Origin of the sequence: Pelagihabitans pacificus (assembly GCF_009371985.2) — a bacterium.
Lineage (GTDB): Bacteria > Bacteroidota > Bacteroidia > Flavobacteriales > Flavobacteriaceae > Pelagihabitans > Pelagihabitans pacificus.
Genome location: NZ_VIKU02000001.1, coordinates 1,293,680 through 1,314,993 on the forward strand (window position 1 = coordinate 1,293,680; position 21,314 = coordinate 1,314,993).

Genomic DNA, 21,314 nt, shown 5'->3' on the forward strand with positions numbered 1-21,314 from the left:
AAGCATTCGACGAACTTTAAGAGTTCCTTTATAGTTTTGGATATATTTGTTACAATTAACTTTTAGAAAAATAGACCATGAGCCAAAAACCCGCTTTTATCAAAGACCTATCCCTTCCAGCTATAGCCGCCCCCATGTTTTTGATCTCTGGACCAAAACTGGTCGTCGAATGTTGCAAAAATGGAATTGTGGGTACCTTTCCGGCCCTCAACCAACGCACTAGTGAAGGTTTCGAGGAATGGCTCATCGAGATTACATCGGAACTGGAAAAGTTTGAAAAGGAAACAGGGAAAAAAGCGGCGCCCTATGGAGTAAACCTTATTGTACACCCTACTAATCCGAGATTGGAGGCCGATATCAGACTCTGTATAAAGCATAAGGTGCCCATCATCATCACCTCGTTGGGGGCGGTATCGATGGTGGTCGATGCGATACATAGCTATGGCGGATTGGTCTTTCACGATATTATCAAGAAACGCCATGCTGAAAAGGCGTCGGAGGCAGGGGTAGACGGACTCATACTCGTCGCCGCGGGAGCAGGGGGCCATGCAGGTACGATCAATCCGATGACCTTGGTAGCCGAAATCAAGAAATTCTTTCATAAAACCATTATTCTTTCGGGCTGTATCAGCACCGGGAGGGACATCGCCTCTGCTCTTCAAATGGGAGCTGACCTGGCCTACATGGGTACCCGATTTATCAATACTACGGAAAGCAAGGCCCCGGAAGAATACCGCGATATGATTAGGGAAGCAGGGGCCAGCGATATCACTTATACGGCAGCGATTTCGGGTGTGCATGCTAATTTTTTGTCGGACAGTTTAAAAGCGGCCGGATTGACCGAAGAGGATTTAAAAAAGGATACCAAGATAGATTTTGGAAAGGAACTGGATACCGAGGCCAAGGCATGGAAAACCATCTGGTCGGCTGGGCAAGGTTCGGCTTTGATAGACAACTCCGTTCCCGTTGCCGAACTGGTAGCCCAGTTGAAATCGGAATTCAAATCGGCGATAGAGGAACAGATAAAGGTATTGGAGACCTATCCCAAATAAAATAAGTTTGTAAACAATGTATATTAAAAGAAATATCGGCTGGGGCCTCATTTTGCGCTATGCCTGGAAAAACCTCATCTTTTTCACACTTTACTCGGGAGCGGTATTCCTTGTATACCATTTTTTAGGATGGAATTTTATAGACATTCCCTTTCAACCCTTGAGTGTCATCGGTATTGCGGTCGCCTTTTACATTGGTTTTAAGAACAGCCAAAGTTATGACCGTTTCTGGGAGGGTCGTAAAATTTGGGGCGGTATCGTTAATTATAGCCGTACGTGGGCTATGCAGGTCTTAAGCTTCGTAAGATCGGGGGATCGGGAATATGACAAAAAAATGCATACCCAGATGATTCATCGGCACATCGCCTGGATCAACGCACTACGTGTGCAGTTGCGGCAGCCCAAATCCTGGGCATTGAAGGAGAATCGGATGGTCGAAAAGGTATTCGACAAGCACGATGAGCGCAATATTTCATGCAATGAAGCCTACAATTATGTGAGTATGCGGGAGTTCAGCGATTTGAAAAAACGGGTGAACCCGGCCACACACCTTGTAAAGAATCAGGCTATGGACATCAGTATGCTGAAAGACAAGGAAATTTTGGATGGTTTCCAAGAGGATCAGATGCAATCGGTCTTGGAAGAACTTTATAATTTACAGGGCAAGTGTGAACGCATCAAGAACACTCCGTTTCCCAGGCAATACGGCTATTTTTCCAAGGTCTTCACTTGGATTTTTGTGTTACTGCTCCCATTTGGATTGTTGGATGTTTTCGAGGACGATGCCATGAGTAATCCCGAAGGGATGCTACAGTGGTATGTTTTCCTGATGATTCCGTTTTCGGTGTTGATCTCATGGATATTTACAACTATGGAAATTGTTGGTGATAATAGTGAAGACCCTTTTGAAGGTCGACTTAACGACGTTCCAATGACCGCCCTATGTCGCACTATCGAAATCGACCTAAGGGATATGCTCGACGAAAAGGAACTTCCGGAACCGGTAGCTCCCAAGGACAATATTTTGTACTAATGCCGTTGGTTTCTTCCTCGTATCGACCGCCCTTGCTTTTTAAAAACGGGCATTTTTCCACTATTTATTCCGGCCTTGTCCGCAGTGTCGAGGGAGTAACCCAAGAACGGGAGCGCCTGGATTTGCCGGATGGCGATTTTATGGATTTGGATTGGAGTTTTTCTACCATCCCCACCCAAAAAGTAATTATTCTGTTGCACGGTCTGGAAGGAAACGCGCAGCGCGCCTACATCAAGGGAAGCGCCAAGATTTTCAAAGGACATGGATATGACGCCTGCGCCGTGAACCTACGATCGTGTAGCGGAGAGATTAATCGGCTGTACCGATCGTATCATTCCGGTGCCACCGAAGATCTGGAAGCGGTTATCAACCATATTTTGGAAACGAGAAATTATAAGGATATCTATTTAAAAGGGTTTAGCCTTGGAGGTAACATGACGCTAAAATACCTTGGAGAGGGACGGGATATACCGGCGGAAATCAAGGCAGCTGTGGCAATTTCCGTACCCTGCGATCTGCATAGTTCCTTGAAGCAACTGTTGATGCCTAAAAATATTTTGTATGCTATCCGCTTCAAAAAGCATTTGGTGGGGAAGCTTAAAGCAAAGCAACAACTATTTCCTGAAAAGATTACGGATGCCGACATCAAAGCAGTGGAAACATTAAAGGATTTTGATGACATCTATACCAGTCGCGCCCATGGCTTCAAAGATGCATTGGACTATTACACCCAATGTAGTAGTCGGCAATTTCTACCTAATATTCCAATCCCCTCCTTGATCATAAATGCCCGGAACGACTCCTTTTTAGGACCCGAGTGCTATCCGCATCAAGAAGCGGAACAAAACCCCCAACTGTTTCTGGAAGTGACCGACTATGGTGGTCACGTGGGGTTTTTTGACCAAGGCAATGCCTATTACAACGAAAAAAGGGCGATAAAGTTTCTAAACGAAGTAGCTTAATTTCCCGTATTCCTTATATTAGTAGCAATAAACGAATAGATGCCCGGGGGCGTCCCGGCATAAACACGATATACATGAAAAAATTATTGAGCGTATTGGCCATCGGAGCTTTGTTAACAAGCTGTGGCGAAAAAAAGGAAGAAAAAAAAGAAGGTTTTGAAATGAACCGCACTAAGACCGAAGCGAAAACCACCGAGGCCGTCTCGGAAGGGGTACCTGTTGACATGGACAATGATGGGGTCGGGCCTTATAAGGATGTTACCTTCCCCGATGAGATCGACGCTGAATTGGCCGCGGCCGGGGAAGCAAAATACAGTGCGATTTGTATCGCCTGCCACGCTGCCGAAAAACGCATGATCGGACCTGCCCTAAAAGGTGTGTATGAAAGAAGAAGTCCGGCCTGGGTCATGAACATGATTATTGCTCCGGACAAAATGTTAAAGGAAGACCCCATTGCCAAAGCCCTTTTAAAGGAATACAATAATGCCATTATGCTCAATCAAAACCTCACGGAGGACGAAACCCGTGCAGTAGCGGAGTATTTACGGACGTTGTAAAATAACAGATAGAACAAGTTGCGAAAGCTGCTGTCATTTGAATTGGTGACAGCAGTTTTTTGTTTCCCAAAAGACAAACCTCTATCGAATGGAAAATAGTTTGGTCACAACAATATTCTTTATTTTGGTCGCTCTGATTATCGTTAATTGGATTTCCGGTTATCTAGGTGTCGTACTTACCTCGCGCTATGAACCCCAAGAATCTTCCTCTTATTTAGGTGCCCATGGGCTGAAGCTCATCAAGGTCGTAAGGACAACCAGCGAATATGAAAAACAAAGTTCGGTCCTGATAGATTCCAGGTCATTGTTTCGGAAAATGTATCCCGTCCGGAGTGTATGCCTTGTTATTACCTATTCTGAATATGAAGAGAAGAATATCATCCTATAGGTTGAATTGGTCAAATCCTGGAATAGATGGTCTTCTAAAGCACGTTCCATAAATCATTATAGGGAAACCAATATTCACCTTATGGATTCCTTAAACCAGGTTGATTGAAGGATAGTCTTCTATCTTGAAAATCGTTCGATATCTTCCAGTAAATCGTATCACAGTATATGGATTTTATTGGAAAAGTTGTCCTTTTCAAACGAATTCAAACGTCTTATTCGCAGATACACCATGTAAATCTGTACGCAATGAAAGACGCAGTTATACTTTTAAAAGACCAGCCTACCTGTAAGGGAGCTTCCCAAAAAAGACGACAACAACTCCTATTAAAAAAATGGCTGGGATGGGCCGGGGGTTATAGTAGCTTAAAACAGGAAAAGCATACCAATATTACAACCCCCAAAGATTGAATAGATTTTTTTCTTCCTCATCTTTCTTTACCGGCTTGTCGACTACTACTTTGTAGGTTGGGTCTTCCATGACATTCACCTCGATAATGTCCTGCGCATTTTTTAACAGCCGGATACAGTCTTTACTCAGATGACGCAGATGTACCCTCTTGCCTACTTTTTGGTAGCGTTCCGTGATTTTGTTCAAGGCTTCGATGCCCGACATGTCCGCTACTCGGCTTTCCTGAAAATCAATGATTACCTCTTCGGGGTCATTCTGCACATCGAACTTTTCGGCGAACAGCGTCGTAGACCCGAAAAACAAAGGGCCATAAATTTCATAATGCTTAACCCCATGTTCATCGACATACTTTCGGGCCCGGATGCGCTTTGCGTTCTCCCATGAATAGGCCAGAGCGGAGATGATAACCCCCAATAAAACCGCTATGGCCAAATTATGGGTGATGGCGGTAATCAAAGTCACCAACACCATGACCACCACATCCGATTTGGGCATTTTCCCAAAAGTCCTGAAACTGGCCCACTCAAAGGTGCCGATGGCAACCATAAACATTAAACCTACCAAAGCGGCCATTGGCAAACGCTCGATTAAACTCGACCCGAACATGATAAAGACCAACAGCATCACTGCCGCGGTAATCCCGGATAAGCGCGCTCTGGCTCCGGAAGAGGTATTGATCAAACTCTGCCCGATCATGGCACAACCGCCCATACCCGAGAGAAATCCAGAAAGGATGTTCGCGGTTCCCTGGGCCACACATTCCTTGTTGCCACTTCCGCGGGTATCGGTAATTTCATCGATAATGTTCAAGGTCAACAAACTTTCGATCAAACCTACGCCAGCCACAATAGCCGCATACGGAAAGATAATCTTGAAGGTCTCCAAGCTAAAGGGGATTTGGGGAATAGACAGCGGTGGAAATCCACCTTTGATCGTCTCTCCCTCAGCCATGGTATCGGCGACGGTAAGCGTCTCCACTCCAAAGCCCAATACAATGGCCGATACAACAATGATCGCAACCAAGGACGAGGGAACCGCCTTGGTCAACTTGGGAAGTCCCCAAATGATTATCATGGTCAAAAGTGTTAGCCCGAGCATGATATACATTGGAGGCCCAGCGAGCAAATCGGAGGTTCCTTTTTGATAAAAATTCGGGAACTGTGCCATAAAGATGATAATGGCGAGTCCGTTTACAAAACCGAACATCACGGGATGGGGCACTAGCCGGATGAACTTTCCGAGTCGTAGCAACCCCGCCAAAATCTGAAGGATTCCGGCAATAACCACGGTAGCGAAGACATAATTTAAAATGGTCTCAGGCTCAATCCCGGGAAAATTGCGTTTTAGCTCCAATATCAATCCCACAAAAATCACGGCCACAGCACCGGTGGCTCCCGAAATCATTCCAGGACGACCTCCTAAAATGGAGGTTACCAAACAGAGGATAAATGCCGCGTACAAACCGGTCAAGGGTGAAAACCCTGGAATCAGCGCAAATGCAATGGCCTCGGGCACCAAGGCCAGCGCTACGGTCAAGCCGGAAAGTATTTCGGTCTTATAGTCTACCTTCTGCTTAAAGTCGAATAAATTCAGGTATTTCTTCATGCCCTTGATTTTAAGCGGGCAAAAATACGGTTTATTCCCTTGATGGCCTTACATCCTTCAATTATTAGGAATATGACAATTTACCAATTCCTTAATCCCAATAACTTTTCGCCAAGGAGCGATAATTTAGCAGTTTCATATTTGGTCTGTTCCCAGTTTCGGGGATCTCCGGGAAAAGCGTATCCTTCCGGGGCAATGCGATGTTTCCATGAATTGATACGCCAATTACGCAATTCGGCATTGTCTTCTTCGGCGGGCATCATGGAAATATACTGGGCGACCCGTACTTTGTCCTTTGACTTGTTGGGGCGGATGCCGTGGGGTTCGGTGCTGTTAAAGATCAACAGGTCGCCCGCTTCCATCTTTACTTTGACGATTTTGTCCTCCAAACCCGAAATATCGGGTTGAAAGCGATCTCGATCTTCCGGTTGGGTCAGTTTCCAGGTATCGTAATTACGATATAGCCAAGGGATACACTGAAAGCCGCCCATACGCTCATCGGTCTGATCTGCCAACGCCAAGACACCCTGCACGTTTTGCGGACGCGTTTCCGGATCGTAGTCCCAATGGATGAATCCTTTTTTATCCGTTCCAGGCGGTAACGGAAAATTCAAATTGGCCCGGTCGATGGTCACCCATAGCTTCTCGGTTCCCCAGACATCGACAAAGGCATCGTACACTCGTGGCATCTGACGGTTGTTCCAAAGATGTTGGTGGTTGTACACCTCTACCATTCCGGTACCTGTTAGCTCTTTCATTTTCATCTCGGCCCTTGGAGGGGCATACCAAGTACTGGGGTCGCTAGGATTTTTTTCGTCAAATTCCCAGATAAAATCAGCCGTGGCCTTGGCCTGTTGTTTCGGGACCGCATTCTTTATTACGATATATCCGTTGTGTCTCCAGAACGCCCAATCTTCCTCACTCAACACGCGTAATGGCTCCCCATTGGAACGGTCGTTCAGTTTTATTTTGCTACTGGTGGCAGTAGAAGGGTTCCCTGGGATTTCCTCATGGGCCTTATTGGCCATCTCGATTTTTGTAGTATCCGTTTTCATGCTTTTTTAACTTTCATTCGATGGTATAAAACTAAGTAGCGCTCTCGGTAAAATCCACCTTAATATTGACCATTCTTTGAACAATATTGATTTTTTAACTTATAAACCATATAAATTGGGCCAATTTTGTTAAATTAAGGGATGCGAATTGAACTGGAAACCATCGGAAAAGATAGTAAGAGTCCGTTTCGAATTCTTCACAACCCTAGATTGAACCATCTTTTTTATTGGCATTTTCATCCGGAATATGAGCTAGTATATATCGAGGGGGCCAGCGCCATACGCCATGTGGGCGATCACATTTCGAACTATAACGATAGCGACCTCGTACTCATTGGGTCGAACATCCCTCATTTGAATTTTGACCACGGTGTCCAAACGGCTTATAAAAAGGATGTCTTGCACATAAAACCCTTTTTGAAACAACAATTAATATCTGAAATTCCGGAATTAGACGCTGTTTACCAACTGTTTGAACGCTCCCGACATGGAATCGCCTTTTTTGGAAAAACAAGGGAAGAGGTAGGTAAACGGATGCAAGACCTACATCGACTGACCCACTTTCAACTTTTTATGGAAGTCTTACAGCTACTAGAACTTCTTGCCAATAGCACGGAGTATTCGTTGCTCCATGACCAACCCTTCGTAAATACCTACAATAAAAAAGAACAAGAGCGATTGCGGCGCATCTACGCCTATGTCGATGAGTACTATCAACAGAAAATTGGTCTGGAAGAAATTGCAGCTTTCACCAATTTGGGCAAGGAGGCTTTTTGCCGCTATTTCAAAAAGGCGACCGGAACTACTTTTATTCAGTTTTTGAACCAATATCGAATCAGTCAGGCGAAACGTCTGTTATTAATTGGTAAAAACAGCGGTGAGGCCTGTTACGAATGTGGTTTCGAAAGTCTTTCGTACTTTAACCGGACCTTTAAAAAAATTACCGGGGAGAACCCCACCGAATTCAAAAAGAAACATCTCAACCGTAGACAATGATGAAAAATATCGCTTCCTTTGGTGTGCTCTTGATTTCCTTGACGCTTACGGGCCAGGAATTGTTCTTGCAGAATGCCTATAACCGAATAGCTACTTCTCTGAACGGGGAATGGAACTACATTGTAGACCCCTATGAAAACGGTTTTTATGACTATCGTTACGAGCCTTTTGAGAATGCGGAATCTGTGTCTAAAAATGCTTTTTTCACCAATAGTAAACCAACCGATAAAACCGACCTCATCGAGTATGATTTCGATAAGGCCCCATTGATAAAAGTCCCTGGGGACTGGAACACGCAAAAAGAAAAACTTTACTACTACGAAGGAACCGTCTGGTACAAAAAGTCCTTTGATTATACCAAGGCCCATGATTCCAATAGGGTGTTCGTTTATTTTGGCGCGGCGAACTATGAAGTTGATATCTATTTAAACGGGGAAAAATTAGGAAAGCACGTAGGAGGCTTTACGCCCTTTCAATTTGAGGTGTCCCCCTTGCTCAGGGAAAAAGACAACTTCCTTATCGTAAAGGTCGATAACAAACGGAAGCGGGAAGCCGTACCGACCTTGAATACCGATTGGTGGAATTACGGAGGATTGACCAGGGACGTAAAACTGATAGAGACCCCAGGCACCTATATAAATGATTATTTCATACAGCTTAAGAAAGATGACAATCGATTGATTACTGGTTATCTTGAACTCAACGGCGATGATGTATCCAACAAAAAAATCACCCTTGAAATACCGGAATTGAAACTCAAAAAAGAGCTACTTACCAATGTCGAAGGGAAAGCCCTCTTGGAAATCAAAACAAAAAAAATCCAATATTGGAGTCCGGAAAATCCAAAACTTTATGAGGTACTACTGCGCACGGATGGGGAAACACTACAAGACCATATCGGATTTCGGACCATCAACACCGAAGGAAAATATATTTTGCTTAATGGGGAACCGACTTTCTTAAGGGGTATCTGCCTTCATGAAGAAAGTCCCAACGAAGGGGGAGGACGGGCCAATTCGCAGGAGGAAGCCCGAAAACTATTAGGTTGGGCCAAGGAACTGGGCTGCAATTTTGTACGCCTGGCCCACTACCCCCATAACGAGTATATAATTCGCGAAGCGGATAAAATGGGAATCATGGTTTGGGAGGAGGACCCCGTTTATTGGACCATCGACTGGGAAAACGAGGCGACCTACCGGAATGCCGAGAACCAACTTTCCGAAGTCATTCATCGCGATAAGAACCGTGCATCCGTCATCATTTGGTCAATGGCCAACGAAACCCCGACCAGTGGTGCGCGAAACGAATTTTTGGGAAGTCTTGCCGAACACGCTCGGCAAATGGACCCAACCCGACTCATCAGTGCAGCCTTGGAAATAAGTCGGTATGAGGGGAATCCCACTACCCTCACCATCAGCGATTCCTATGCCGATGTGGTCGATGTGTTGAGTTTTAACCAATACATCGGCTGGTACGTGGGCACCCCCGAGCTTGCCCAACGGATTACATGGAAAATTACTCAGGACAAGCCAGTCATCATCTCGGAATTTGGTGCAGGTGCCAAATACGGATTTCACGGTGATGCCCTCACAAGGTGGTCTGAGGAGTACCAGGCCGACCTGTACAAAGAAACCTTAAAGATGATCGACAAAATTGAAAAACTGCAGGGGGTTACGCCCTGGATCTTAAAGGACTTCCGATCACCCAGAAGACTTTTGAACGGAATCCAGGACGACTACAATCGAAAAGGGTTGATTTCGGATAAAGGGGAAAAAAAACAAGCGTTTTTTGTGTTACAAGACTATTATCAAAAAAAGCCATGGAAAATGAGTAACAACTTCCCAAAGTGATTTTGATCATGGTACGAATAGGTCAAAAAGCTCCTGTTCTTAGGTTCTCAGGTATTTTGATGTTCCCTAAAATTCCGCTACCTTAAGTATCAAATACCGGGGTATGCCAATTCTTTCCAAAAAATCCTCCAAAAAGGACAAAGTCAAATATTTTGGAACCTTTCAAGGTGTTTTCACGCCCACCGTCCTGACCATTCTAGGGGTCATCATGTACATACGACATCCTTGGGTGGTCGGCAATGCCGGAGTGGTCGGGGCCATGGTCATCGTGGCGATCTCGGTGGCGATTACCTTGTTTACAAGTTTATCGATGGCTTCAATGACTACCAATATCCGGATCGAATCCGGGGGTGCCTTTTCCATTATTTCACAGTCATTGGGCTTGGAAATCGGAGGGAGTATCGGCATCCCGCTCTATTTGGCCCAAGCCTGCGTTGTGGCGATGTACATCTTTGGATTCCGTGAGGGCTGGCTATGGATTTTTCCAGACCACAACCCACTGATTATAGACATCCTCACTTTTGGTGTAATAGCGCTAATAGCCGGTATTAGCACCGATGTAGCATTCAAAATACAGTATGTTATCATGGCCATTATTGCCGGATCCATTGTTTCCATTGTCGCGGGAGCATTTCAATCTCCTTTGGATTTGGAACAATTGAATTGGTTTGGCAGCTATGAAGGGGAACCTATCATCGACGCCTCTTCGGGCGCTATCATGGGGTTTAAACCCGCCACTTTTTGGACCGTATTTGCTGTCTTCTTTCCTGCCGTTACCGGCATCATGGCCGGCGTAAATATGTCCGGGGAGTTAAGCAATCCAAGAAAAAGTATCCCCCAGGGCACTTTGATTGCCGTAGTACTCACCGGTATTATTTATCTGCTACTAATACTTGTTGCCTCGGTAATAGCTTCTCCTTACGAACTTGTTAGCGATTATTACATATTTATCGATAAGGCCTTTTGGAAACCTATTGTGGTCGCTGGCCTTCTTGGTGCAACCTTTTCCTCTGCATTGAGCTCCATGGTCGGGGCTCCAAGAATTCTATTGGCTTTGGGGCAGAAAAATATCTTGCCTAAAAGCACCTTTTTTTCAAAGGTAAGCGCTACGGGGGAACCACGGAACGCCATCTACTTTTCAATGGTCATCGTTATCATATCATTACTGTTCAGAAATTTAAATGCGATTGCCCCTTTAATTACGATGTTTTTTCTGATTACCTATGCCATGATCAATGTAGTGGTGCTGATCGAACAGAGTTTGGGCCTTCCCAGTTTTAGACCCATGTTAAAAGTACCGATCATCATCCCCCTAATTGGAACAGCAGGCTGTTTGTTGGTCATGTTCATTATTAATTCGACCATTTCACTTATTTCGCTCGCCATCGTCGTCGCTTTTTACGCAGTGCTCATCAACAAAGTGCTGATTCAAACGAAGGGCGATGTGAGAAGTGGGCTATTTACCGCTATCGCAAACTGGGCCACGAAAATTTCCAGCGAGCTCTCCCCTACGAAAGAGGCTCGTGCCTGGCAACCGGAACTATTGGTTCCCATAGAATCGGCCAAGGAAGTAAAAGGAGCGTACCGTTTGATCTATGCCCTTACCTACCCCAAAGGCTCGGTCAAAGTTCTTGGGATGATGCTGGGAGGAGAGGAAGAGCGGCTTCGACTGTATCTACCGAAATTGATGGATTCATTTAGAAAGGCCAATATTTCCTCCTCCTATACCCTTGTGGATGGCGAGGATTTCGGCAAGACGGTAAGTATCAGCATGCAAGCCCTGGAAACTGCCTTTTTTAAACCCAACACCATCTTTTTAAAGCTTGATGAAAACAAGCACGGGCTGCAGGAAAAATACATGCCGATCATTCTGGAAACCAAAAAGAGAAACTGGGGGCTGGTACTTTTGGCCACTTTTGAAGGGGTCGGTTTTGGCATAGAAAAAACCATCAATGTGTGGTTGGATATTGTACCTGAGAATTGGGAAAGCACGCTAAATATCGGAAACAACGACCTTGCCATTTTGACCGCATTGATTATTCGGAAAAACTGGGACGCAAAAATAAACATCATCAAAACCAGAAGGGAAGAAAGTCCCCTATCGGAAAAAGAAATTTTCGCTCAATTGGAGCAAATAAAAGTTCTTGCCAGGATGCCCCAGGACACCCAAATACGAATCGTGATGCGTACACCCGATATGTGGGGGCAAGCGCCCCTTGCCGATTTGAACATTCTTGAACTACCCAATAAAGAGGGACTTGACCTTCGCCGACTACAAGAAATTCCCAATAAGCTTCGTACCGCCTGTTTGTTTACCTTGGATTCAAATGTAGAGAATGCATTGATTTAGACGTGATCGGCCTACTTCAATGTACAGTTGCCATCAACCTTCTCACCTAGAGATCCCGGCAATGGACAGACCCCGACGCTATCGGTCGGGGTTAACCTGCCATGACCATGAGCGTCAGGGTGCGGTCTACTGTCTTATGTGCGGGCGATGCCCTGTCGGGGATGGAACTTGGGAGAACCAAGAGACCCCGACGCTATCGGTCGGGATTAACCTGCCATGACCGTGAGCGTCAGGGTTCGGTCTACTGTCTTATGTGCGGGCGATGCCCTGTCGGGGACGAAACTTGGGAAACCCCGGAGACCCCGACGCTATCGGTCGGGGTTAATTCGGTCTACTGTCTTATGTGCGGGCGATGCCCTTCATAATACAGGGCCTCATTAAAAAGAACCGCCCCGAACATAATGTCCAGGGCGATTCCTAACTAAATAACCAACCAAAAAAATTATTATTTTTTTCTACTTCGCTTTACCTTCATTATAGGATTCGAAGTTTTTTGTCTCTTTTTATCAATCGAATTTTTATCCGATTTCAGATACTCATTGTACCCCCTTCCTCGAAACTCATAGACCGTTCCGCTATCTGGATGATACAACTCGATAGTACTGTCATTAATAACGTAGAGTTCAAAGTAATCATTGCCCATGAAGTCGTAAGCAAGTGTTAAAGTTTTGAGCATTTCATCGTTTTCTACGTCATACACCTGATAATTGCCCTCAAAATCCCACTGCAGGTTGGAAACCGGTGTACCAGGGGCATCTACCGATGATTTGAAAAAGGATGGTAAAAACTGCAAATAGTTCTCGTCATCAAAGTCGTTAATCGCTCCTTCCTCGCTCGTGTATACTTTCTCCCAGGCATCATACTCCTGTAGTAAGTAATTGATGTTGTCGTAGAAGACAAAGTCATAGTCAAAATTATTGGCTTGATAACCATTTAGAAAATAGGAGGTATTGGAACGTGGATCTCGCAATTCGATGGTATTCCCATTTACCGCAAATACATCCAACAGCCAAAGTCCGTCGACATCATGATCGATTTCAACCGTTCCCCGAAGCGTACTGTAATACCCAACATCAATCCCTAATCCGTTTCCGGTTTTCCCGATACCGACAATATTGTTATTGGCATACACCGTTCCGTTCACGAAGGAAATGGTAAATGCCCTCTGCAGGAAAGGAACCTCGCCGTTACCTCGGGTCGCATTGATATCAACATACCACAAATCATACGAACGCAACACCTGATCGGTATTAAAAGCCGATTCCTCGATAAATTCATCCTCGATGATGACTTCGGTATAACAAGAGGTCAGTAAGGTTCCGACCATTACAAATCCTAGAAGTAGTCTTATCGCTTTCATACGCTTTCGTTTTATGATTCCTTTTATTTAAAACAAGCTCCATGCCATATTTTTTAACCGACTGATAATCAGTGTTTAAAATTTGAATTTTTTATTTGATTACTTTTGGTGCTGAAATTTTTAGTAAACCACCTCGGGGCAAGCCCTGTAGGCATTGAAATGAAATTTAATTTTGATTTCGACGCCTGCCCGACCAACGTTCAGGCGGGCAAGCGTCGGAGCATTTTAAATCTCGATTATCGAGTAAACAGAACAAACGGTCGGATGCGTTCATCCGACCTTAAGATTTCCATCTTCATGGAAATGAAAATTAACTATAATACAGACTATGAAATTTGCCGTGCTGGGCGGCGGTAGCTGGGCCACCGCCATTGTAAAAATGCTCTTGGTCAATCAGGAAAAAGTAGGTTGGTATATGCGCAATTCGGATGCCATCGGATTTCTCAAAATCCAAAAACACAATCCGAACTACTTGACTTCCGTCACCTTCGATACGGATAAGTTGGAATTGACAGATGATATCAATACGGCCATCGAAAAAGCCGATATCTTGATTTTTGCGATTCCCTCCGCTTTTTTGGAAACAGAGTTACAAAAACTGACCGTTTCGTTGAAAGATAAAATCGTATTCTCCGCCATCAAGGGAATAGTTCCCGAGAGCGGATTGATAGTTGGGGAACATTTTCACGAAAAATATGACATTCCCTTTAAGAACATAGGGGTCATTACTGGTCCCTGCCATGCCGAGGAGGTGGCCCTAGAGCGGTTATCCTACCTTACAATTGCTTGTGCCGACCAAGAGAAGGCCCAATACGTGGCCGATAATCTTGCCAGTAGCTATATAAAAACCAAAATTACCAAGGATATTATCGGTACCGAATATGCCGCCATGCTCAAGAATATTTATGCCATTGCCGCTGGTATCGCGCACGGACTCGGGTATGGTGACAATTTCCAAAGTGTGTTGATGAGTAACGCCATTCGGGAAATGAAACGTTTTACAAAGCGTATTCACAAAATTGACCGGAACATTAATGACTCCGCCTATTTGGGCGACCTTTTGGTAACGGGCTATTCAACCTTTAGCCGTAATCGTATGTTCGGAAATATGATCGGTAAGGGCTATACCGTAAAGAGTGCCCAAATGGAAATGCGGATGGTAGCCGAAGGCTATTACGCCGCCGAAAGTGCCTATAAACTAAAAGCGACCTTCAAAAAAAAGGTCAAGACACCGATTATCGACGCCGTCCATGCAGTACTCTATGAGGGGAAGGATGCAAAAAAGGTTTTTAAGGCGTTGACGGAGAAGTTGGATTGACATTTGCTTTCAATCGAATGGGCCGGTAGCCTATTGAAGGCAAGATACCGCGTCGAACCTGCCTGCACCCAGCAAGTGGGAAACAGCAAAACGCTCGTACTGAAGAAAGTTAAAGCTACTCCAATACATGGTCCATGACAAGCTCGGACTGACATTTTAGTCATTATTTGGCCTTATGCGGAAACTAGGAACACTTACTGTCCTACTAAGCCTGTCGAAGACTTTTATAGCATATTCGTTCACAGGATTTCTTATAAAGTCAAACAATTTGTATGACGCAGCTAAAGACTTAAACCCGCTCCAGTGAAAAATTGGAATGTTCTTCCAACTCGTGCTGTAGTGTTTCCTTCCATTGAAGCAATTGTGCGTCGTCTACTTTATAAATTACCTTAAATTCTTCCAAAAGCGGTTCCATAAGCGAACGAACACTGTCAATATCAAAATACAACCGTCCGGTTCTGCGGATAAAGAAATCCATCGGATTCTGTACCATTTCATGATTGATGCCAAACCGTAGCTCGGCCTTTGCCAAGCGGATGGCATTGTCCGTATCATTCAGACTCGCATAGGTATCCAAAATCGCTTCCGTCTGCTTCCCGTAATTAGTTACGAGGAACCAAGCTGTATATTTTTCGAAACCGTCCAATTTGATTCGCTCATAGACCTCATCGATGTATTTGGTGACATGCTTAAATTTCTTAAAGTCCACGTTCCCGGCCAATGGAATCGCATCGGTGGTACATTCCTTGATTTTTTGGCCGTAGTCTTCTTCCATTTTTTTGGCAATACGGTCCACTACCCGCTCGGCCATTTTACGGTACCCGGTCAACTTTCCGCCAGCAATACTGATCAAACCACTATCGGAAGTAAAGATCTCATCCTTACGCGACAATTCGGAAGCCGATTTACCTTCTTCATGAATCAAGGGTCGGAGTCCGGCCCACGAAGAAACGATATCTTCCATCTCCAATTCAATGCTGGGGAACATGTTGTTTACTGCCGAAATCAAATAGATGGCATCGGCCATGTCTGTACGGACGCGGTCTTTGTCATCTCGGTAATTCGTGTCGGTAGTTCCTATATAGGTAACTTTTCCCCTGGGTATGGCGAACATCATGCGCCCATCGGGAACGTCGAAATAGACCGACTGTTTCACGGGTAATCTTTCTTTGGGAAATACCAAATGAACGCCTTTGGTCAAATGCAAGCGTTTTCCCTTTTTGGAATTATTTACGCTACGCAGCTCGTCAACCCATGGTCCCGCAGCACTGATGACATATTTTGACTTGATTTGGAACGAATCTCCCGTGATGGCATCCTTGATTGTTACTCCGGCAATGGTATCGTTGTTATACAGAAAATCGGTTACCTCGGCATAGTTGAGCGCTAAAGCCCCGTACTGCAGACTGGTCTTGATGTTTTCGATTGTCAAGCGTGCATCATCGGTACGGTATTCCGCATAATATCCAGCACCTTTCAGAATTTTTTTGGGCAACAGGGGCTCCAGTTTTAACGCTTCCTTTTTCTCGAGCATTTTACGCTTATCGTCCCCTGTCACCTGTGCTAAAATGTCATAGACTTTGAGACCGATCGAGGTCAACCATTTGCCATAAGATCCGTTTTCGATCAGGGGCAATAACATCTTTTCGGGCAATACCAAATGGGGAGCCAATTTATGCACGATTGCCCGCTCGGAGCCTACTTCCTTTACCAACCAAAAATCGAATTGCTTTAAATACCGCAAGCCACCATGAATCAATTTGGTGGATTTACTACTAGTGCCCGAGGCGAAATCGCCTTTTTCGACCAAGGCCACTTTAAGTCCACGGGAGGCCGCATCCAAAGCGATTCCACCGCCTGTGATTCCACCGCCGATGACGACTAAATCGAATTCTTCTTTCGAGAGTTTTTCGACTGTTTCCGTTCTATCCAAGTTTGAGAATTTGATGTTTCCTTTCATGCAATTTTTTGTTTCTTATTGTTCTTCCCACCCCTTGGTACGCTCCACGGCTTTTTGCCATTTGTCGTACAGGCGTTTGCGTTTTACCCGGTCAAACGTAGGTTTAAAAATTCGGTTCATCGGGCGGTTCTGGTCGATGTCTTGTTGCGTCCATAAGCCTACCTGGATTCCAGCCAAAAAAGCGGCTCCCATCGCCGTAGATTCGATGACTTCGGGTCGATGCACCTCGGTGTCCAAGATATCGGCTTGGAATTGCATCAAATGATTGTTGGCACATGCACCCCCGTCCACACGAAGGTTTTCCAACTGTATCCCGGAATCTTCCTCCATCGCTTTTAAGATATCCTTGGTCTGGTAGGCCAACGATTCCAGGGTGGCTTTCGCCAAATGGGCCTTTCCTGTATCGCGGGTAAGCCCGAAGATGGCTCCGCGCGCATACATATCCCAATAGGGAGCACCCAAACCGGCAAAGGCCGGCACCACATAGACCGGGTTTTCCCCTTCAACGGAATCGGCCAACGCCTCGGTCTCCTTGGCGTCTTTGATGAGTTCCAATCCGTCTCTTAGCCATTGAATCGCGGCTCCAGCGATGAATATACTTCCCTCAAAGGCGTAGTTCACCTTCCCGTCCAAGCCATAGGCAATGGTAGTCAACAAGCCGTTTTTAGAGAATCGGGGCGTTTCCCCCGTATTCATCAACATAAAGCATCCGGTGCCATAGGTGTTTTTTGCGGTTCCCTCTTGAAAACAGGCCTGTCCGAATAGTGCGGCCTGCTGATCTCCGGCAATTCCGGCAATGGGTATCGAAGTACCCTCCAACTCATAATCCCCAAAATGAGAGGCCGAGGGCTTTACCTCGGGCAGCATGCTTTTTGGGATTCCAAGGGCCTCCAACATCTTATCATCCCACCGAAGATTTACGATATCGTAAATCATCGTACGGGAGGCATTGGTATAATCGGTCACATGGTTCTTACCTCCGGTCATGTTCCAAACGAGCCAACTATCGATGGTTCCCATAAGCAGCTCTCTATTTTCCGCCTTTGCCCTGGCACCCGCTACGTTGTCCAGCATCCATTTTACCTTGGTTCCAGAAAAATAAGAGTCGATGACCAGCCCGGTCGTTTTTCGCACGTGTTCGGTAAGGCCACTATTGGTCAAATGCTCACAGATATCGGCGGTTCGTTTGTCTTGCCATACGATGGCATTATATATGGGCTCTCCCGTATTCCTATCCCAAACCACCGTGGTTTCCCGCTGGTTGGTGATGCCGATAGCCTTGATATCGGAAACAGCTACTCCTTCTTTTTCAATCAACTCGTTAAGCACTGCCAGCTGTGATGCCAGAATCTCTTTGGCATCGTGCTCTACCCAGCCCGACTTGGGGAAAATCTGTTTGAATTCCTTTTGTACCATGCCTTGTATTTGGCCTTCTTCGTCGACCAGCAAGGCACGGGAACTCGTGGTGCCCTGATCAAGGGAAATAACATAATTCATACACTCGATTTTAGTTAGATTCGACTGTTTGGGACAAGTAAGATGCAGTGAATCACGTAAATATAGGACATTAAACAGCGTTCACAAAAAAGGGATGCTACTCTATCGTTATCGTAACAAAAACTTCATTTCCAAGAGTATCTATCACCGTAATGCGATGCGTTCCAATCGAAGGAACCAATCCGATTTCGTGATAATTCCTGGTCTCAGAAATAAAGGTGTCATCCAAATACCAAAATACGGGAGTTTCAGGCTTGATATGGGCAAGCTTTAAGACGAGTTCGTTGGTGTTCCCCTCAAAATTTTTGGTGAGGCTGATGCGACTTCCATTTTTGGGATAGATGAATTCCATCGTAGGAACATCGGTTCGCCGGCAATCTTCGCGAAAAGGAGGCAGTGTTCTGTATTCGGGATGCGTTCTCTTGTAGTAAAACCCCATCAACGGCGGCAAGGAGAACCACGATTCGGAAACGGTTTGGGAAAGATCGGCGCAAGACGAATTCACCCGAAATTGTCGTTTGGGGTCCAAGTGTACCATCTGATGATACCTACAGACCCCGACGTAGTTCTTTTTGTTAGGAATGGAAATCGTCTTAATGGGACACGATTCGCTGGCCAAATAACCACTTCTCGCGCATACGTCGATTTCGACAAACCCATCCAACGGTTTTTCGAACCAAGAACTGGTCGGAAGCACATCATACACGTCGAACAAAATGGGTGCGGCGCTCGATACACCGGTCATATTCGGGCGCCCTTCCCCATCGGCATTCCCCACCCAAACACCGACCACATAGTCTTTAGTAATGCCAATAGCCCAAGCATCTTTATTACCAAAGCTGGTGCCGGTTTTCCATGCAATTTCCTTGCTACTATCATAAAACTGCCAGGATTCATCACCCTCTGGGCGATTCACCTCTTTCATTGCCTCGAAAGTAAGGTATGTACTTCCGGCATCGAAAATGGTCTTTTCGGTAGACAATCCACCAAAAGCGACTACTTGGTCTTTCATCAAGACCGGATTGGAATATTCCTTTTCGAAATATTCACTGGAAGATGCATTGAAATGGTTTACGGTCGATGCCATATTCGCATAGGTTTTGCACAGGTCCCACAAATTGCTTTCCGCACCGCCCAGGATGAGTGTCAGCCCATAGTGGTCGGCCGGTTTGTCAATTCCACCCAGCTCAAAAAAATCGAGCTGATCTCGGAACTTTTCGAGTCCGTAACCCTGTAACAATCGTACCGCAGGAATATTCAACGAACGGGCCAGGGCCTTTTTGGCTTCGACCGCTCCGCTATAGTCCTGATTGAAATTTTCGGGCGTGTAACCGGCAATTTGTGTCGGCACATCGGGAACCAGCATATCAGGAAGCAGTTCCCCTGCATCCATCATGGCGGCATAGAGCAGGGGTTTCATTACACTGCCTGTACTACGGTTCGCCTGCACCATATCCACATCTTTTTGATGTTCTTTGGTGGTCGGGGTATTGCCCACGTACGAAAGTACTTGTCGTGTGGCGACATCCATCACCAAAACGGCTGCATTATGTACCTGGTTTTGTCGAAGACGACGATGGTGTTTGTGCACGATTGCATTGACGCTTCGTTGTAGATTTTCATCCAAGGTGGTCGCAACCCTTCTTCCTTTATAGGTCTTGGTCATGTACTGTACCAAATGGGGAGCTATTTTGGGTAGCGGATAGGGCTTTTGGGGAAGGCGCTCCAAAAGGGCTAGGTCGTAGGTAGTTTTATCAATGATTTCCTTATCGAACAATTTCCTTAGCAACCGATTCCGCTTCGCCAGAAGCCTTTGCTGATTTTTACCGGGATAAATAAGGCTGGGAGCATTGGGAAGTACTGCCAAGGTAGCCGATTCGGCCCAGGATAATTGATGCGGACGGAGTCCGAAATAACGCCAAGCCGCCACGTCGAGGCCCACGACATTACCGCCAAAGGGGGCATGACTGGCGTAGAGTCCCAGAATATCTTCTTTGGAATAACGAAGCTCCAATCGCGTGGCCAACACGAGTTCAATGGCCTTTTCAAAATAGGAACGGGTCTTGCCTTTTCGCGATAGACGGATGACCTGTTGGGTGATGGTGCTTCCCCCGCGCACCGTTTTTCCTGCCGAGATATTGGCGCTTAGGGCCTTGGCCATCGATACCGGGTTAAAACCGGGATGTCGATAAAAATAAGCATCCTCAAATTCCAACAGACACGTCTTGAATTTTTTCGGAACGCTGTCTACCCCTGGGAACCGCCATTGCCCGTCATCCGCGATCCGTGCGCCCAGCAAGGTCCCCTTCCGGCTTTCAACCACCGTCGCGGTCGGGGTTTTGAAAAGGTTGTTAGGAAGGCAGAAGTAGTAGGCAATAAGTAGTAGTGTGAAAGCGATGAACTTTTTGGGATGCGATTTTAAGAAACGAAACGCATCCCACTTGGGAGGTCGTCCCCTAGCCCCTCCCGAGGAGGTGGAGGGTTTTCGCATGTTGGATAACTGTTCGATAGGGTTCAAGGTGAAATGAGCCTTTTTCTCATTAAGAGGGGACTTTTTTAAAATCATACTCCCGCTCGACCAAACAAATTCGCACCTTGTACCAACTATACCAATCTTTTATGCCTTGTTGTTGTGCGAATACGTGGTCGGTATGGGCCTTCCAACGGGAAATGGCTTCCAAGCTTTCCCAATAGCTGACGGTAATACCCACGGCTGATCGAGCACTTTCAACACCCAAGAATCCAGGTTGTTGCTTTGCCAAGGTTTCCATTGCCTCGGCCATTTCGGCGTAGCCATTGTCTACATTCGTTCGGGTAGAGGTGAAGATGACGGCGTAGTACGGTTTGTTTTTTTTCATGTTTTATCCTATTCGGTCATTCCGACCAATGGGAGGAACCTATCGAATATGCAGCGTGGTAT

At 45.7% G+C, this 21,314-nt stretch carries 17 protein-coding genes; 10 read left to right on the forward strand and 7 right to left on the reverse strand.

Features of this window, described 5'->3' with window-relative positions:
• Nucleotides 1-77 precede the first annotated feature (77 nt).
• The 6 genes from FK220_RS05715 to FK220_RS05740 all read left to right on the forward strand — a co-directional run bounded on the left by FK220_RS05715 (nucleotide 78) and on the right by FK220_RS05740 (nucleotide 4,402).
• On the forward strand, nucleotides 78-1,052 hold the full coding sequence (locus tag FK220_RS05715) for an NAD(P)H-dependent flavin oxidoreductase (RefSeq protein ID WP_152573296.1): 975 nt from the start codon (nucleotides 78-80) through the stop codon (nucleotides 1,050-1,052).
• Nucleotides 1,053-1,068: 16 nt separating this feature from the next.
• On the forward strand, nucleotides 1,069-2,085 hold the full coding sequence (locus FK220_RS05720) for a bestrophin family protein (protein ID WP_152573297.1): 1,017 nt from the start codon (nucleotides 1,069-1,071) through the stop codon (nucleotides 2,083-2,085).
• Complete coding sequence (locus tag FK220_RS05725; RefSeq protein ID WP_152573661.1) at nucleotides 2,085-3,047, forward strand: YheT family hydrolase; 963 nt, start codon at nucleotides 2,085-2,087, stop codon at nucleotides 3,045-3,047. The genes FK220_RS05720 and FK220_RS05725 overlap by 1 nt, the downstream gene beginning before the upstream one ends.
• A gap of 74 nt (nucleotides 3,048-3,121) precedes the next feature.
• A complete protein-coding gene (locus FK220_RS05730; RefSeq protein WP_152573298.1) occupies nucleotides 3,122-3,604 on the forward strand; it encodes a c-type cytochrome in 483 nt (160 codons plus the stop codon).
• Between the two features lie 88 nt (nucleotides 3,605-3,692).
• Nucleotides 3,693-3,992: a hypothetical protein gene (locus FK220_RS05735; protein WP_152573299.1), complete on the forward strand. Its 300-nt coding sequence runs from the start codon at nucleotides 3,693-3,695 to the stop codon at nucleotides 3,990-3,992.
• A 248-nt stretch (nucleotides 3,993-4,240) separates the two neighbouring features.
• Complete coding sequence (locus FK220_RS05740) at nucleotides 4,241-4,402, forward strand: hypothetical protein (RefSeq protein WP_166204783.1); 162 nt, start codon at nucleotides 4,241-4,243, stop codon at nucleotides 4,400-4,402.
• On the opposite strand, the gene FK220_RS05745 is transcribed toward FK220_RS05740, so the two are convergent.
• Together FK220_RS05745 and FK220_RS05750 are read right to left on the reverse strand one after the other, a co-directional pair.
• Nucleotides 4,383-6,008, reverse strand: coding sequence for a SulP family inorganic anion transporter (locus FK220_RS05745; protein WP_152573300.1), 1,626 nt, complete (start codon nucleotides 6,006-6,008; stop codon nucleotides 4,383-4,385). The genes FK220_RS05740 and FK220_RS05745 overlap by 20 nt on opposite strands.
• 80 nt (nucleotides 6,009-6,088) lie before the next feature.
• On the reverse strand, nucleotides 6,089-7,063 hold the full coding sequence (locus tag FK220_RS05750) for a phytanoyl-CoA dioxygenase family protein (protein ID WP_152573301.1): 975 nt from the start codon (nucleotides 7,061-7,063) through the stop codon (nucleotides 6,089-6,091).
• A 141-nt stretch (nucleotides 7,064-7,204) separates the two neighbouring features.
• Between FK220_RS05750 and FK220_RS05755 the strand changes: the two genes are divergently transcribed.
• The 3 genes from FK220_RS05755 to FK220_RS05765 all read left to right on the forward strand — a co-directional run bounded on the left by FK220_RS05755 (nucleotide 7,205) and on the right by FK220_RS05765 (nucleotide 12,259).
• On the forward strand, nucleotides 7,205-8,059 hold the full coding sequence (locus tag FK220_RS05755) for a helix-turn-helix domain-containing protein (RefSeq protein ID WP_152573302.1): 855 nt from the start codon (nucleotides 7,205-7,207) through the stop codon (nucleotides 8,057-8,059).
• Nucleotides 8,056-9,909, forward strand: coding sequence for a glycoside hydrolase family 2 protein (locus FK220_RS05760; protein WP_238718907.1), 1,854 nt, complete (start codon nucleotides 8,056-8,058; stop codon nucleotides 9,907-9,909). The genes FK220_RS05755 and FK220_RS05760 overlap by 4 nt, the downstream gene beginning before the upstream one ends.
• A gap of 103 nt (nucleotides 9,910-10,012) precedes the next feature.
• Complete coding sequence (locus FK220_RS05765) at nucleotides 10,013-12,259, forward strand: amino acid permease (protein WP_152573303.1); 2,247 nt, start codon at nucleotides 10,013-10,015, stop codon at nucleotides 12,257-12,259.
• Nucleotides 12,260-12,704: 445 nt separating this feature from the next.
• On the opposite strand, the gene FK220_RS05770 is transcribed toward FK220_RS05765, so the two are convergent.
• Nucleotides 12,705-13,619 (reverse strand): nicotinic acid mononucleotide adenyltransferase, encoded by a 915-nt coding sequence (locus FK220_RS05770; RefSeq protein WP_152573304.1) that lies wholly within the window; start codon nucleotides 13,617-13,619, stop codon nucleotides 12,705-12,707.
• A 328-nt stretch (nucleotides 13,620-13,947) separates the two neighbouring features.
• Here FK220_RS05770 and FK220_RS05775 point away from each other — a divergent pair, with 328 nt between their 5' ends.
• Nucleotides 13,948-14,937 carry an NAD(P)H-dependent glycerol-3-phosphate dehydrogenase gene (locus FK220_RS05775; protein ID WP_238718908.1) on the forward strand — a complete coding sequence of 330 codons (990 nt, stop codon included), beginning with the start codon at nucleotides 13,948-13,950 and terminating at the stop codon, nucleotides 14,935-14,937.
• A 289-nt stretch (nucleotides 14,938-15,226) separates the two neighbouring features.
• On the opposite strand, the gene FK220_RS05780 is transcribed toward FK220_RS05775, so the two are convergent.
• The 4 genes from FK220_RS05780 to FK220_RS05795 all read right to left on the reverse strand — a co-directional run bounded on the left by FK220_RS05780 (nucleotide 15,227) and on the right by FK220_RS05795 (nucleotide 21,252).
• On the reverse strand, nucleotides 15,227-16,897 hold the full coding sequence (locus FK220_RS05780) for a glycerol-3-phosphate dehydrogenase/oxidase (protein WP_152573306.1): 1,671 nt from the start codon (nucleotides 16,895-16,897) through the stop codon (nucleotides 15,227-15,229).
• A gap of 15 nt (nucleotides 16,898-16,912) precedes the next feature.
• Nucleotides 16,913-18,394 carry a glycerol kinase GlpK gene (gene glpK, locus FK220_RS05785; protein ID WP_152573307.1) on the reverse strand — a complete coding sequence of 494 codons (1,482 nt, stop codon included), beginning with the start codon at nucleotides 18,392-18,394 and terminating at the stop codon, nucleotides 16,913-16,915.
• 97 nt (nucleotides 18,395-18,491) lie between these two features.
• Nucleotides 18,492-20,960 (reverse strand): penicillin-binding protein 1C, encoded by a 2,469-nt coding sequence (gene pbpC, locus FK220_RS05790; protein ID WP_238718909.1) that lies wholly within the window; start codon nucleotides 20,958-20,960, stop codon nucleotides 18,492-18,494.
• Nucleotides 20,935-21,252, reverse strand: a complete 318-nt coding sequence (locus FK220_RS05795; RefSeq protein WP_152573308.1) for an antibiotic biosynthesis monooxygenase family protein — start codon at nucleotides 21,250-21,252, stop codon at nucleotides 20,935-20,937. The genes pbpC and FK220_RS05795 overlap by 26 nt, the downstream gene beginning before the upstream one ends.
• Nucleotides 21,253-21,314 lie beyond the last annotated feature (62 nt).